Below are 13,616 nucleotides of genomic sequence, written 5' to 3'. Positions count from 1 at the left end.
CCGTCACGAAACCCCCGCAACGGTGATTGACCTTGCCTGACACGTGTCACAGCATGGCTGCGGCCAGTACTTACTGGTCGGTATGCAGGGCAGTCCCCAGCGCGCCTCATCGTGGAGGTCTCCGTGTCCCGTCGTGTGCCCAGATTCCGTGCCGCCCTCGCGTTCGCCCTCGGCGTCGCGCTCACCGCGCCGCTGGCGCAGGCCGCGCCCGCCGGGGCGAGCGGTCAGTACTCCGTCACCGCCCTGAGGTTCACCGTTCAGGCGGGCGGCCGCAGCTGTGCCATCGACGCCGACCTCTACCGGCCCGCCGGGGTGGACCGGGACCGTCCGGCGCCCGCCGTCCTCGCCACGAACGGCTTCGGCGGCAGCAAGTCCGACGGCTCGACGGACGCCATCGGCAAGGCCTTCGCCCAGCGCGGCTACGTCTCCCTGGTGTATTCCGGGCTCGGCTTCGGCCGCAGCGGCTGCCTCATCTCCCTGGACGATCCGGCGATCGACGGCGTGGCCGCCTCACGGCTGGTCGACTTCCTCGGCGGCGGGCGCGCCGCTGACGACGGCACCCGGGCCGACTTCGTCACCCAGGACCGGCCCGGCGACCCGCGCGTCGGCATGATCGGCGGCTCCTACGGCGGCGCCGTGCAGCTCGCGACCGCCGCCGTCGACCGGCGCGTCGACGCCCTCGTCCCCATGATCACCTGGCACGACCTGGCGTACTCGCTCGTCCCGAACAACGCCGTGGGCGGCGAGGACGTGCCGGGCGCCTTCAAATGGCAGTGGGCCAACGCCTTCTACCTCATGGGCGAGGGCCAGCCGCTGCTGGAGCCCAGCCTGGACCCGTCGCGCATCAACGCGGTCGCCTGCCTGCACTTCGTCACCCCGGCCTGCGAGACGATCCGCACCCTCAACTTGGGGCGCTTCCCGGTCGGCGAGACGAAGGACATGCTCGCCTACGCGCGCAGCGTGTCGCCGGTGTCGTACCTGAGCCGGGTGAAGGCGCCCACGCTGCTCGTCCAGGGGCAGGCGGACACGCTGTTCAACCTCAACGAGGCGACGGCGACGTACCGGACGCTCACAGCGCAGGGCACGCCCACCAAGATGATCTGGCAGTCCTGGGGCCACAGCGGCGGCCTCACCGACCCCGCCACCGGCGAACTCAACATCGCCCGGGGCAACCTGGAGACCAGCTACGTCGGCCGCCGCATCCTCGGCTGGTTCGACCGGTACCTGCGGCTGCGCGATGTCGACACCGGCCCCGCCTTCGCCTACCACCGCGACTGGATCACCGACCCCGCCCGCAGCTACGCCACCGCCGGCCGGCTGCCCGCCCCGAGCCGCACGCTGTACCTGTCCGGCGACGGCACACTCGTCGGCAGCCGCGCCGAGGTGACGCGCGGCACCCGCACCTACACCAACGCCCCGGTGGCGACCAGCCACTCGGAGAACTCACTGGCCGGGATCACCGGACTGCCGGACCGGAAGCCGTACGACGCCCGGGGCACCCATCTGGCCTGGTCCAGCGCGCCGCTGAAGCGCGCTCTCGACGTCGTGGGCGCCCCCACGGCCCGGCTGAAGGTGGTCTCGCCGCGGGCCGCGCGGACCCAGGACTCCGGTGATCACGCCGACCGGCTGGTGCTGTTCGCCAAGCTGTACGACGTGGCGCCCGACGGCACGCGCACGCTGGTGCACCGGCTGGTCGCGCCGGTCAGGGTGCCCGACGTGACGGAGAGCTTCACCGTCACCCTGCCCGGGATCGTGCACCGCTACGAGAAGGGCCACCGGCTGCGGTTCGTGATCGCGGCCAGCGACGGCGCCTACGGCGGCAACCGCGGCATCAAGCCGGTGACGGTGGCCGCCGCGCCGGACGACACCGGGGTGCTGCGGCTGCCGGTGGCCGGCGCGACCCCCTGAGCGGCGGGGCAGCCGAGCCGTAGGGTGGCGGGGTGCCGCACGACGACTCCCGCCACCTCGCCACCGGCCCACGGGTCGGCATCCGCCCCTTCACCTACGAGGACGGCGCCGAGTTCACCGCGCGGGTCCGGGAGAGCAGGCAACTGCACCGGCCGTGGCTGTTCCCGCCGGACAGCGCGGACGCGTACAGGGCGTACGCGGGGAGGCTGATCGAAGACCCGACGCGGGCCGGGTTCCTGGTGTGCGAGCGGGACGGCGGCGGCATCGCCGGGTTCGTCACGGTCAACAACATCGTGCGGGGCGCCTTCCTCAGCGGTGCCCTCGGCTACGGCGCCTTCGCGCACGCGGCCGGGCGGGGGCTGATGAAGGAGGGGCTGAACCTGGTGGTGCGGCACGCGTGCGGCCCGATGGGGCTGCACCGGCTGGAAATCAACGTCCAGCCCCGCAACGCCGCCTCGATCGCGCTGGCCACCGCCTGCGGATTCCGGCTGGAGGGCTTCTCCCCGAAGATGCTCTTCGTGGACGGCGCCTGGCGCGACCACGAACGCTGGGCGATCACCGCCGAGACGGTCAACGGCACGTGAGACGACCGGCCGCGAACAAACCTGACTTGTAGCGCCCCTGTTCAGCGCACCCGCCAGCGGCTTCCATGGTGATCGTGACGACGATCCGACGCGAGGTCCTGACCCTGCCCGCCGCGCCGCTGGGCCCCGACAACCCGCTGCCGCCACTGCGGCCCCTCGACGAGACGCACCGCATCGAGGACCGCGACAAGGAGGGCATGCCGCGCGACATGGCCCGGCAGGTCGGCCACGAGCCGCTGCGCAGCCTGCTGCCCGAACCCCTCCGCGACGGCTACGACCGCGCCCGTGGACCACGCGGCATCGACGCCCTCGTCCTCGAGAACGACCGGCTGAGGGCCACCGTGCTGCCCGGCCTCGGCGGCCGGATCGCCTCCCTCTTCCACAAGCCCACCGGCCGCGAACTCCTCTACCGCAACCCGGTGTTCCAGCCCGCGAACTTCGCCCTCAACGGCGCCTGGTACTCCGGTGGCGTCGAATGGAACATCGGCGCCACCGGCCACACCACCCTGTCCTGCTCGCCCCTGCACGCCGCCCGCGTCCCCGCGCCCGACGGCACGGACATGCTGCGCCTGTGGGAGTGGGAACGACTGCGCGACCTGCCCTTCCAGGTCGACCTGTGGCTGCCCGACGGCTCCGACTTCCTGTACGCCGGCGTCCGCGTCCGCAACCCCCACGAGCGGCCCGCGCCCCTGTACTGGTGGTCCAACACCGCCGTGCCCGAGGACCGCCGGGTGCTCGCCCCCGCCGACACCGCCTGGCACTTCGGCTACGAACGCCGGCTGCGCGAGGTGCCGGTCCCGGTGTCCGACGGCATCGACCGCACGTACCCGAGGAACAGCACGTATGCCGCGGACTACTTCTACGAGGTGCCGGACGGCCGGCGCCGCTGGATCGCCGCCCTCGACGAGGACGGGCACGGGCTGGTGCAGACCTCGACGGACGTGCTGCGCGGCCGGAAGCTGTTCGTCTGGGGCACCGGCCCCGGCGGGCGGCGCTGGCAGGAGTGGCTCACCGAACCGGGCACCGGCGGCTACTGCGAGATCCAGGCCGGACTCGCCCGCACCCAGCTGGAACACGTACCGCTGGACGCGGAGAGCGAGGTGTCCTGGCTGGAGGCCTACGGGCCGCTCGACGCGCCGCCCGCGGGGGAGTGGCACTCCGCGCTGAACGAGGCCGAGACCCGGCTGGAAGCGGCGCTGCCGCGCGCCGAGGTCGACGCCGCGTACGCCGCCTGGCTGCCCCACGCCGACACCCCGCCCGGCGAGACGCTCGCCACCGGCTCCGGCTGGGGAGCCCTCGAAGTGCTGCGCGCCGACTGGAAACTGCCCGGCACGCCCTTCGAGGAGAGCACCCTCGGCGCCGCCCAGGAACCCTGGCTGCACCTGCTGCGCGCCGGGTCCGTGCCCGAGCCCGACCGGGCCGAGCCGCCCGGGCAGACGCTCGTCGCCCGGCACTGGCGGGACATGCTGGAGACCGCGCCCGCCACCCCGCACACCGAGTACCACCTCGGCGTCGTCCAGTGGCACGCCGGCGACCGGGCGCAGGCCGAGCGCAGCTGGGAACGCGGGCTGCGGCACGCGCCCGCGGTGTGGCCGATGCTGCGCTGCCTCGCCGTCGCCGACCAGGAGGGCGGCAACCCCGAGCGGGCCGCCGACCGGTACGCCGAGGCCTTCGACGACCTGTGCCGGGAACGGGGCGAGGTCGGCGGCGACGTCCACGAGCGGTGGGTGGCGGCCACGGCCGCGCTGGGCCGCGACGCGATCGAGGCGCTGCTCGCCGCCGGGCGGACCGCCGACGCGCGGGCCGTGTGGCGGCGGCTGGACCGGGCGACGCGGGCACGCGGCCGGTTCCGGCTCATCGAGGCGGGGCTGCTGCTCGCCGAGGGGCGGCGCGAACAGGCCCGCGCCGTGTTCGAGGCGGGCTTCGAGGTCGCCGACCTGCGTGAAGGGGCGGACGACATCGGCCGGTTGTGGGCGGACATCGGCGACGGCGCACCGCTGCCCGCCCGGTACGACTTCCGGATGCGGCCCGATCCGGCCCGGTGAGGGGGCGGCCGGTCCCTACTGGCGGCGGTCCGCGTACTCGTAGACCGCGCCGTCCGGGTGCATGGCGATGAGGTTGCGGCCCGCGGGTGTGGCCACCGGGCCCGCGACGATGTGGGCGCCCAGGTCGCTGAGCACCTGGCGCGCCTCGTCGACGTCCGTGACGGCGATGGTCGCCGCCACCTTGCGCAGCACGTCGAGTTCCTCTTGAGGGCCGCTCATCAGCAGAAAGCAGCCGACCGCCGCCACCTGTACGCCGCCGCGCTCGAAGCGGAGCGCCGTGCCGCCCGCGAGGCGTTCGTAGAAGGGGACCGCGGTCTCCAGGTCGTCGACGCAAACGCGCAGCGTGGCTCCCAGAATGTCCATGGGGAGAGCCTAGTTGGGGGCGGCCGGGCGCGGTGATCGTTTCACACGATCCCCGTCAACCTCCATGGCCTCCCGGCAGGGGCCGGGTGCGGGCGGCGTTAACCGTACGGGTGTACGGGTACCCGGCGGCCATGAATCGCTTGGATCGTCTCGAGCATTTGGACAGGCACCTGGTCGACGAGCTGACGCAGGTCGCGCGGGAGACCATCCGCGACGAACTGCGCGAGCAGACCCGCAGGCAGCGCCGCAAGGCGGCGCTCTACGCCGCGTCCGGCGCCGTCGCCCTGTACGCGGGCGCGGCCGTCGCGCTCGCCGTGGGCCTCGCCCTCGCGCTCGTCCTGCCGGACTGGGCCGCGGCACTGATCACGGCGGCGATCCTGGCCGTCGTCGCCTACGTGCTGCGCGGCGCCGCGCGGCCGTCCGCCTCCCACCCGTCCGCGTCCCACCCGGGCGCGTCCGGGCCGCCGCCCTCCGTGCCGCCGGCGGTCCCGCCGACCGCGGCCGGCACGCCGTATCCGCCGACCGCCGCACCCGGCGGTCACGGCGCCGCCCCGGCGCCCCGCCCCGGCGACGGACCCGAACAGCCGCACCACCGGGCCTGACCGGCGGTGCGCCGACCGCGAGGCGCTGCCCGGACGGCGGGGCAGGGCCATCGTGGTGACCGAAGCAGGCGGCGGCGTGGGGCGCGCCGCCGCCGTCGTCTTCGCCGCCCGGGGGCACGCGGGCAGCGGCGTACGCACCACGGTGGTGCAGCTTCCGGCCGTCAACACTCCGTAGTTCGACTGGTTATTGAGCCGGATGCCCGGCCGGGCGCGCCCCGTGGCCCCGGTGCATCAGCCGGAGGTCGGGGCCCGCGCCATCGTGCACGCCGCGGGGCACGCGCGGCGCCGGGAGTACTGGGTGGGCGGGGCCACCGTGGCGGCGCTGCTCGCCCACGCCGTCGCGCCCGGGCTGCTGGACCGCTGTCTGGCGCGGACCGCGTGCGACGCCCAGCAGGACGAGGGTGAACACGGCGGGCCCGGCAACTTGTGGGCGTTTGCAGACGGGCCGCACGGCCACGACTCCACGACTACGGCGCCCCAGGGCCGTTTCGACGCCGAGGCGGCCGGTATGAGCGCCCAGGGCCGGCTGTCGCGGAACCGGAACCGGTTGGGCGCCGGGGTGCTGGACGCTGCGCCGGCGGGGGCGGTAGGCCGACCGGCAGGACTGGGTCCCCGGCGATCCGCCCCGGTTCAGTGCCCGGCCGACCCGCGAAGGCAGGGCGGGCAGGCGCGCGGGCCGTCAGGCCACCCGGAACTCGGCGATCTCCTCCGCCCGCAGGGTCAGCCCGTGGCCCAGGCCCGCCGTCGGGGCGACCGTGCCACCCGTGGGGTCCAGGGCGCCGTCGAAGAACATGTCCTCGACGCGGACGTGGTCGTGGAACCACTCGACGTGCCGCAGGTTGGGAATCGCGGCGACGAGGGCGGCGTGCACGTGCGGGGCGCAGTGCGTGGACACCTCCAGCCCGTGCGCCTGGGCCAGCGCCGCCGCCCGCAGGAACTCCGTCGGCCCGCCGCAGCGCGTCGCGTCGATCTGGAGGCAGTCCACCGCGCCGGCCGTGATCAGGCGCGCGAAGTACGGCAGGTCGTAGCCGTACTCACCGGCCGTCACGTCGCACACCAGCGCGTCCCGGACCAGCCGCAGCCCCGTCAGGTCGTCCGACGGCACCGGCTCCTCGAACCAGCCGACCCCGTGGTCGGCGAGCGCCAGGCCCACCCTGACCGCCTGCTTGCGGGTGTACGCGCCGTTGGCGTCGACGTACAGCTGCGCGTCCTCGCCGATGACGTGGCGTGCTGCGCGCACCCGTGCCAGGTCGCGCGTCACCTCCCGCCCCCGGCCGCCACCGATCTTGATCTTGACGCGCGGGATGTGCTGCCCGTGCACCCAGCCGTTCAGCTGGGCCGCCAGATGCTTGTCGTGGTACGTCGTGAAGCCGCCGCTGCCGTACACCGGGACCCGCTCGTGGCAGGCGCCCAGCAGCCGCACCAGGGGCAGTTCCAGCAGCCGGGCCTTGAGGTCCCACAGGGCGATGTCCAGCGCCGAGATCGCGGCGGCGGCGATACCGGGCCGGCCCGCGTTGCGCACGGCCCGGCACATCGCCTCGTGCGCGGCCGGGACGTCCAGGGCGCTGCGGCCCTCGACGAGCGGGGCCAGGCACTCGGACAGGAAGTCGCCGACCGCTGCCGGGCCGTACGTCCAGCCCGTGCCGGTGGCGTCGCCCGCCGACACCTCGGCGACGACCACGGTCGTGGTGTCCCAGGTCAGCGTGGCGTCGGCCTCCGGGGCGTCGGTCGGCACCGTGTAGACGGACACCGCCGGTCGGCGCAGTTTCATCCTCGCCCCCGTTTCAAGTCAGGAGTCCCGCTGCAGTTGCGGCAGCACCTTCGTGCGGTAGAAGTCGAAGAAGCCGCGCAGGTCGGGGCCGATCTGGTTGACGTAGATCCGGTCGAAGCCCGCGTCGGCGAACTGCCGCAGATGCGCCACGTGCTCGTCCACGTCGTCGCCGCACACCCGGCTGTCGCGCACCATGTCCTCGGTGACCAGCGACTGCGCCTGCTCGAAGTGCTTGGGCGAGGGCAGCACCTGGCCCAGCTCGCCGGGCAGCAGCTCGTTCGCCCACAGGCGGTGCACGGTGCGTACGGCCTCGTCGCGGTCCGTGTCGTAGCAGACCTTGGTGCCGCCGCTGACGGGCTTGCCGCCGCCTCCGCCCTTGCGGTACTGCTCCACCATCGTCGCGTCCGGCATCATCGTGATGTAGCCGTCGCCGACCCGGGCCGCCAGCTTCGTCGCCGCGGGGCCGAATCCGGAGATGTCGACCGGGACGGGCTCGTCGGGCACCGTGTAGAGGCGGGCGTTCTCCACGGTGTAGTGCGTGCCGTGGTGGTTGACCTCCTCGCCCGTGAACAGCCGGCGCATCACCTGGATCGCCTCCTCCAGCATCTCCAGCCGCACGTGCGCGGGTGGCCAGGCGTCGCCGAGGATGTGCTCGTTGAGGGCCTCGCCGGTGCCGACGCCCAGCCGGAACCGGCCGTTCGTCATCACCGCGCTCGTCGCCGCGGCCTGCGCGACGACCGCCGGGTGCATCCGCACGGTCGGGCAGGTCACGGCCGTCTCGACCGGCAGGGACACCGCCTCCGACAGCGCGCCGATCACCGACCACACGAACGGGCTCTGGCCCTGCTCGTCGTTCCAGGGGTGGTAGTGGTCCGAGATCCACAGCGCCTGGAAACCGGCCTGCTCGGCCATCCGGGCCTGCTCGATCAGCTCGCTGGGACCGTACTGCTCGCACGAGAGGAAGTAGCCGAATTCGGGCATGGGGTGCGCCTCCGCGACGACGGGCTCCCCCTGCCAGGGCCGGGGGCCCGGCGCGGGGGGTGGGGTTCGGGCGTCCGAGTACCCGGGGGAGGTCCGGGAAACCGGCCGGTCGGGGTGGCGGGCGGCGTCCGGTCGTGGTGGCGGGCGACGTTTGGCCGCACCGGCCAGGGGGACGCGGAAAGTTCCCGAGGTACGCGACAGCCCCGGAGGCGAAGCGTGAGTCGACCCCGCATCGTGATCGTCGGAGCCGGTTTCGCCGGGTACCGTACGGCCCGCATCCTGTCCCGGTTGACCCGGAACCGCGCCGACATCACCCTGCTGAACCCGACCGACTACTTCCTGTACCTGCCTCTGCTGCCCCAGGTCGCCGCCGGGGTCCTGGAACCGCGGCGGGTCACCGTGTCCCTCTCGGGCACCCTGCCGCACGTCCGGCTGGTGCTCGGGCAGGCCGACCGCGTCGACCTCGACGGGCAGACCGTGCACTACACCGGCCCCGAGGGCGAGGACGGCACCCTGCCCTTCGACCGGCTCGTGCTCGCCGCCGGCAGCGTCAACAAGCTGCTGCCCATCCCCGGCGTCGCGGAGCACGCGCACGGCTTCCGCGGCCTGCCCGAGGCGCGGTACCTGCGCGACCACGTGACCCGGCAGGTCGAACTGGCCGCCTCCGCCGCCGACCCGAAGACCTGCGCCGCCCGGTGCACCTTCGTGGTGGTCGGCGCCGGGTACACCGGCACCGAGGTCGCCGCGCACGGACAGCTGTTCACCGACGCACAGGTCCGCAAGCACCCGCTGCGGCAGGGCATGCGGCCCCGCTGGATGCTGCTGGACGTCGCCGAGCGCGTGCTGCCCGAGCTGGACGAGAAACTGTCCCGCACGGCCGACCGGGTGCTGCGGCAGCGCGGCGTCGACGTCCGCATGGGCACCTCCGTCAAGGAGGCCACGCACGACGGGGTGCTGCTGACCGACGGCGAATTCGTGGACACGCGCACCCTGGTGTGGTGCGTGGGCGTACGGCCCGACCCGCTCGCCGAGTCACTCGGGCTGCCGATGGAACGCGGGCGGCTGCTGGTCGACCCGCACCTGCAAGTGCCGGGGCGGCCCGAGGTGTTCGCGTGCGGTGACGCGGCGGCCGTGCCCGACCTGGACAAGCCCGGCCAGTACACGCCGATGACGGCGCAGCACGCCTGGCGGCAGGGCAAGGTGTGCGCCCAGAACGTCGCCGCCTCGCTCGGCCTCGGCGAACGGCACGCCTACCAGCACCGGGATCTCGGCTTCGTCGTGGACCTCGGGGGCGTCAAGGCCGCCGCGAACCCGTTCGGCGTGGCCCTGTCCGGGCCGGCGGCGGGCGCGGTGACCCGCGGCTACCACCTCGCCGCGATGCCGGGCAACCGCATCCGGGTCGCCGCGGACTGGATCCTGGACGCGGTGCTGCCCCGCCAGGCCGTCCAGTTGGGCCTCGTGCGCTCCTGGTCGGTACCCCTGGACACGGCGTCACCGGAGCTGGCGCGGGTGCCGGGGGGAGGGGAGCGCCGGGCGGCGGGCGAGTCGGGGGCGGGCATTCCGGGCGCGGGGGAAAGGCGTTCGGGGCGGCCGGGGTCTTCGGGCGCCGAGGCCGCCAAAGGCCCGACGGGCGGGGAGGGCATGACGACCCCGTCGGGCGGCGAGCCCGCCAGGAGCCGACCCGGCGGTGAGCCCGCGACATCACAACCCGGCGGTGAGCCCGCCAAGAGTCAGCCCGGTGGTGAGCCTGCCAAGAACCAGCCCGGCGGTGAGCCCGCCAAGAGCCAGCCCGGCGGTGAGCCCGCCAAGAACCAGCCCGGCGGTGAGCCCGCCAAGAACCAGCCCGGTGGCGAGCCCGCCAAGAACCAACCCGGGGGCGAGCCCGCCAGGAATCGGCCCGCTCCCCGGCCGCCGGCGCATCAGCCGCCCCCGGGTCCCGGCGTCGCCCCCGGCCCCGTCAAGCGCACCGACGCGCCCGGCGGCCCGGGTGCCGGCGCAGTCCCCGGCACCCACGGCACATCCGGCGACCCCGGTACCCCCGGCACGTCCGGCGACCCCGCAGAAGGAGACTCATGAACACCCGTGAACTCGTCGAGCTCGGCCAGCAGTTGCGCGTGGACGGCATCCGCGCCTCGGCCGCCGCGGGCTCCGGGCATCCGACGTCGTCGATGTCCGCCGCGGACCTGATGGCCGTACTCCTCGCGCACCACCTGCGCTACGACTTCGACCGTCCCGCCCACCCCGGCAACGACCGCTTCGTCCTGTCCAAGGGGCACGCCTCACCCCTGCTGTACGCCGCGTACAAGGCGGCCGGCGCCATCGACGACGCCGAACTCCTCACGTACCGCACGCTCGGCAGCCGCCTGGAAGGGCATCCCACGCCGCAGCGGCTGCCGTGGGTGGAGACCGCCACCGGGTCGCTCGGCCAGGGCCTGCCGGTGGGCGTCGGCATCGCCCTGGCGGGCCTGCGGCTGGACCGCGCGGACTACCGCGTGTGGGTGCTGTGCGGCGACAGCGAACTCGCCGAGGGCTCCGTGTGGGAGGCCGCCGAGCACGCCGGGCACGAGCACCTCGACAATCTGATCGCGATCGTGGACGTGAACCGGCTCGGCCAGCGCGGCCCCACCCGGCACGGTCACGACCTGGACGCCTACGCCCGCCGCTTCCAGGCGTTCGGCTGGCACACCGTCGAGATCGACGGGCACGACGTGGACGCCATCGACCGCGCCTACGGCGAGGCGGTGTCCACCAAGGGCCAGCCCACCGCGATCCTGGCCCGCACCCTCAAGGGCAAGGGCGTCGCCGACGTGGAGGACCGCGAGGGCCTGCACGGCAAGCCGCTGAAGAATGCCGACGAGGCGATCGCCGAACTCGGCGGCCCCCGCGACATCCGCCTGCGGGTGCAGGAGCCGCCGCCCACCAGGATGCTGCACTCCGTGAGCACCGGGGCCCTGGCGCTGCCCCGCTGGGAGAAGGGCGCGAAGGAGGGCGTCGCCACGCGTGACGCGTACGGGGAGGCGCTCGCCGCGCTCGGCACCGCGCGCGGCGACATCGTCGCCCTCGACGGCGAGGTCGGCGACTCCACGCGCGCGGAGGCGTTCGCCAAGGAGCACCCCGAGCGCTACATCGAGTGCTACATCGCGGAGCAGCAGATGGTCGCCACGGCCGTCGGGATCGCCACGCGCGGCTGGGTGCCGTACGCGGCCACGTTCGCGGCGTTCCTCACGCGCGCGTACGACTTCGTGCGCATGGCGTCGATCAGCGGGTCCGGCATCAACCTCGTCGGCTCGCACGCGGGCGTCGAGATCGGCCAGGACGGGCCCAGCCAGATGGGCCTGGAGGACCTGGCGATGATGCGGGCGGTGCACGGCTCGACCGTGCTGTACCCGTGCGACGCCAACCAGACCGCCCGGCTCGTCGCCGAGATGGCCGGCCTCCAGGGCGTGCGCTACCTGCGCACCTCGCGCGGCGGGAGCCCGGTGATCTACGGCCCCGACGAGACGTTCCCGGTCGGCGGCAGCAAGGTGCTGCGCTCCTCCGACCAGGACCGCATGACCATCGTCGCGGCGGGCGTCACCGTACCGGCGGCGCTGGCCGCCGCCGACGCCCTGGACCGGGAGGGCATCAAGGTCCGGGTGATCGACCTGTACTCGGTCAAGCCCGTCGACCACGTCACCCTGCGCCGCGCCGCCGAGGACACCGGCTGCCTGGTGACCGTGGAGGACCACCACCCGGAGGGCGGCCTCGGGGACGCGGTCCTGGACGCCTTCCTCGACGGACGGCCCGTGCCGCGCCTGGTGCGGCTCGCCGTGCGCACCATGCCCGGTTCGGCCTCCCCCGACGAGCAACTGCACGCCGCCGGCATCGACGCCGACTCCATCGCCGCCGCGGGCCGGTTGCTGGTGGAGCAGGCGGTGGTGCGGTGAGCGCGGACGACGGACCCGCGACCGGGCGGCGGACCGTGCGGGCCGGCCGCCGCACGGTCGAGGTCCACCGGCCGGACAAGGTGCTCATCCCCGGCGACGGCACGGCGAAGGACGTGACGAAGGCGGACCTCGTCGCCTACTACCGGTCGATCGCGCCGTACCTGCTGCCGCACCTGCGGGGTCGCCCCCTGATGCTGGAACGGCACCCGGACGGCCTGGACGGACCGGTGTTCATGCAGAAGCACACCCCGGACCACTACCCGGAGTGGATCACCCGCGCCGAGGTCGCCAAGGAGGGCGGCACCGTCCGCCACACCGTGTGCGACGACACGGCCACCCTGCTCTACCTGGCCGACCAGGCCGCCGTCACGCCGCACCGCTGGCTGTCCCGCGTCGACCACCCGGACCGGCCCGACCAGATGGTCTTCGACCTCGACCCGGCCGGCGACGACTTCGCCGCGGTGCGCGAGGCGGCCGTCCTGCTCGTCGGCCTGCTGGACGAACTCGACCTGCCGTCGGCCCTCATGACCACCGGTTCGCGCGGCCTGCACGTCGTGGTGCCCCTCAACGGCCGTCACGACTTCGGCGAGGTACGGCAGTTCGCCCACGACGTCGCCGACACCCTCGCCGCCGCCCACCCCGGCCGGCTCACCACCGCCGCCCGCAAGAAGGACCGCGGCGACCGGCTCTACCTCGACGTGCAGCGCAACGGGTACGCGCAGACCGCGGTCGCCCCCTACGCCGTGCGGGCCAGGCCCGGCGCGCCCGTGGCGGCCCCCCTCACCCGGGACGCGCTGGACGACCCCGAACTGCACGCCCGTCGCTGGAGGATCACCGACGCCGCCGACCAGGCCCGCACCCGGCCCTGGTCGGCGATCATGCGCCGGCGTCGCGCCCTGGGACCGGCGCGGCGCCGGCTCGACAAGTTGCGGGGATGAACCGCATGTGCTCCTGAAGGTTTGGCCAACGCTGCTGCGGCCACCCGAAGTGAAGAGGTGGCCATGTTGAACACAGAAAACACGCAAGAATCACAGGACTCACAAAATCCGCAGGAAGCGCAGACTTCAGACACTTCGGACACTTCGTCCGAGCGCGCGGACGACCACACGGCGGGCGACCGGCCGAGCCCCATGGAGGTGCTGCGCCAGGCGCGCGACCAGCTCGCGGAGCTCACCGGAATGGCCGCCGAGTCCGTCTCCTCCTTCGAGCAGACCGAGGAGGGCTGGACCCTGGAGATCGAGGTCCTCGAACTCCAGCGGGTCCCGGACACCATGAGCCTGATGGCGAGCTACCGGGTGGACCTCGATGCCACCGGCATGCTCACGGGCTACCGGCGCGTCCGCCGCTACGAACGCGGGAGGGCCGACACACGGAGGTCCGGCGGCCAGTAGGCCGCCCCCGCGCCACATTGCACCCAACAGCGGAAGGGGAGGAAC

At 74.0% G+C, this 13,616-nt stretch carries 12 protein-coding genes; 9 read left to right on the top strand and 3 right to left on the bottom strand.

The window, feature by feature from the left end; translation table 11 throughout:
- Positions 1-123: 123 nt before the first annotated feature.
- The 3 genes from AB0M97_RS01670 (at position 124) to AB0M97_RS01660 (ending at position 4,537) form a co-directional block, all read left to right on the top strand.
- Positions 124-1,908 (top strand): CocE/NonD family hydrolase, encoded by a 1,785-nt coding sequence (locus AB0M97_RS01670; protein WP_365958660.1) that lies wholly within the window; start codon positions 124-126, stop codon positions 1,906-1,908.
- 32 nt (positions 1,909-1,940) lie between these two features.
- Complete coding sequence (locus AB0M97_RS01665) at positions 1,941-2,492, top strand: GNAT family protein (protein ID WP_365958659.1); 552 nt, start codon at positions 1,941-1,943, stop codon at positions 2,490-2,492.
- Positions 2,493-2,557: 65 nt separating this feature from the next.
- Positions 2,558-4,537 (top strand): DUF5107 domain-containing protein, encoded by a 1,980-nt coding sequence (locus AB0M97_RS01660; protein ID WP_365958657.1) that lies wholly within the window; start codon positions 2,558-2,560, stop codon positions 4,535-4,537.
- 15 nt (positions 4,538-4,552) lie between these two features.
- Here the strand turns inward: AB0M97_RS01660 and AB0M97_RS01655 are convergent, their stop codons facing one another.
- On the bottom strand, positions 4,553-4,900 hold the full coding sequence (locus AB0M97_RS01655; RefSeq protein ID WP_365958656.1) for a VOC family protein: 348 nt from the start codon (positions 4,898-4,900) through the stop codon (positions 4,553-4,555).
- 131 nt (positions 4,901-5,031) lie between these two features.
- On the opposite strand from AB0M97_RS01655, the gene AB0M97_RS01650 reads away from it, so the two are divergent.
- Entirely contained in the window at positions 5,032-5,502 is a 471-nt protein-coding gene (locus AB0M97_RS01650; RefSeq protein WP_365958655.1) for a phage holin family protein, read from the top strand.
- A gap of 52 nt (positions 5,503-5,554) precedes the next feature.
- Positions 5,555-5,677, top strand: coding sequence for a hypothetical protein (locus AB0M97_RS01645; protein WP_365958654.1), 123 nt, complete (start codon positions 5,555-5,557; stop codon positions 5,675-5,677).
- 504 nt (positions 5,678-6,181) lie between these two features.
- Here AB0M97_RS01645 and AB0M97_RS01640 read toward each other — a convergent pair.
- Both AB0M97_RS01640 and AB0M97_RS01635 read right to left on the bottom strand, forming a co-directional pair.
- A complete protein-coding gene (locus AB0M97_RS01640) occupies positions 6,182-7,273 on the bottom strand; it encodes an enolase C-terminal domain-like protein (protein ID WP_365958653.1) in 1,092 nt (363 codons plus the stop codon).
- 18 nt (positions 7,274-7,291) lie between these two features.
- Positions 7,292-8,254 carry an LLM class F420-dependent oxidoreductase gene (locus AB0M97_RS01635; protein ID WP_365958652.1) on the bottom strand — a complete coding sequence of 321 codons (963 nt, stop codon included), beginning with the start codon at positions 8,252-8,254 and terminating at the stop codon, positions 7,292-7,294.
- Between the two features lie 216 nt (positions 8,255-8,470).
- Here AB0M97_RS01635 and AB0M97_RS01630 point away from each other — a divergent pair, with 216 nt between their 5' ends.
- The 4 genes from AB0M97_RS01630 to AB0M97_RS01615 all read left to right on the top strand — a co-directional run bounded on the left by AB0M97_RS01630 (position 8,471) and on the right by AB0M97_RS01615 (position 13,571).
- Entirely contained in the window at positions 8,471-10,330 is a 1,860-nt protein-coding gene (locus AB0M97_RS01630; RefSeq protein ID WP_365958651.1) for an FAD-dependent oxidoreductase, read from the top strand.
- Complete coding sequence (locus AB0M97_RS01625; RefSeq protein WP_365958650.1) at positions 10,327-12,180, top strand: transketolase; 1,854 nt, start codon at positions 10,327-10,329, stop codon at positions 12,178-12,180. Before AB0M97_RS01630 ends, AB0M97_RS01625 begins: the two co-directional genes overlap by 4 nt.
- Entirely contained in the window at positions 12,177-13,118 is a 942-nt protein-coding gene (ligD, locus tag AB0M97_RS01620) for a non-homologous end-joining DNA ligase (protein WP_365958649.1), read from the top strand. Before AB0M97_RS01625 ends, ligD begins: the two co-directional genes overlap by 4 nt.
- Positions 13,119-13,181: 63 nt before the next feature.
- On the top strand, positions 13,182-13,571 hold the full coding sequence (locus tag AB0M97_RS01615) for a gas vesicle protein (RefSeq protein WP_365958648.1): 390 nt from the start codon (positions 13,182-13,184) through the stop codon (positions 13,569-13,571).
- Positions 13,572-13,616: the final 45 nt, after the last annotated feature.

Origin of the sequence: Streptomyces sp. NPDC051207 (assembly GCF_040682395.1) — a bacterium.
In the GTDB taxonomy this organism is placed as follows: domain Bacteria; phylum Actinomycetota; class Actinomycetes; order Streptomycetales; family Streptomycetaceae; genus Streptomyces.
Note: the sequence above shows the minus strand (reverse complement) of the source record. Positions and strands in the feature narration are given on the sequence as shown.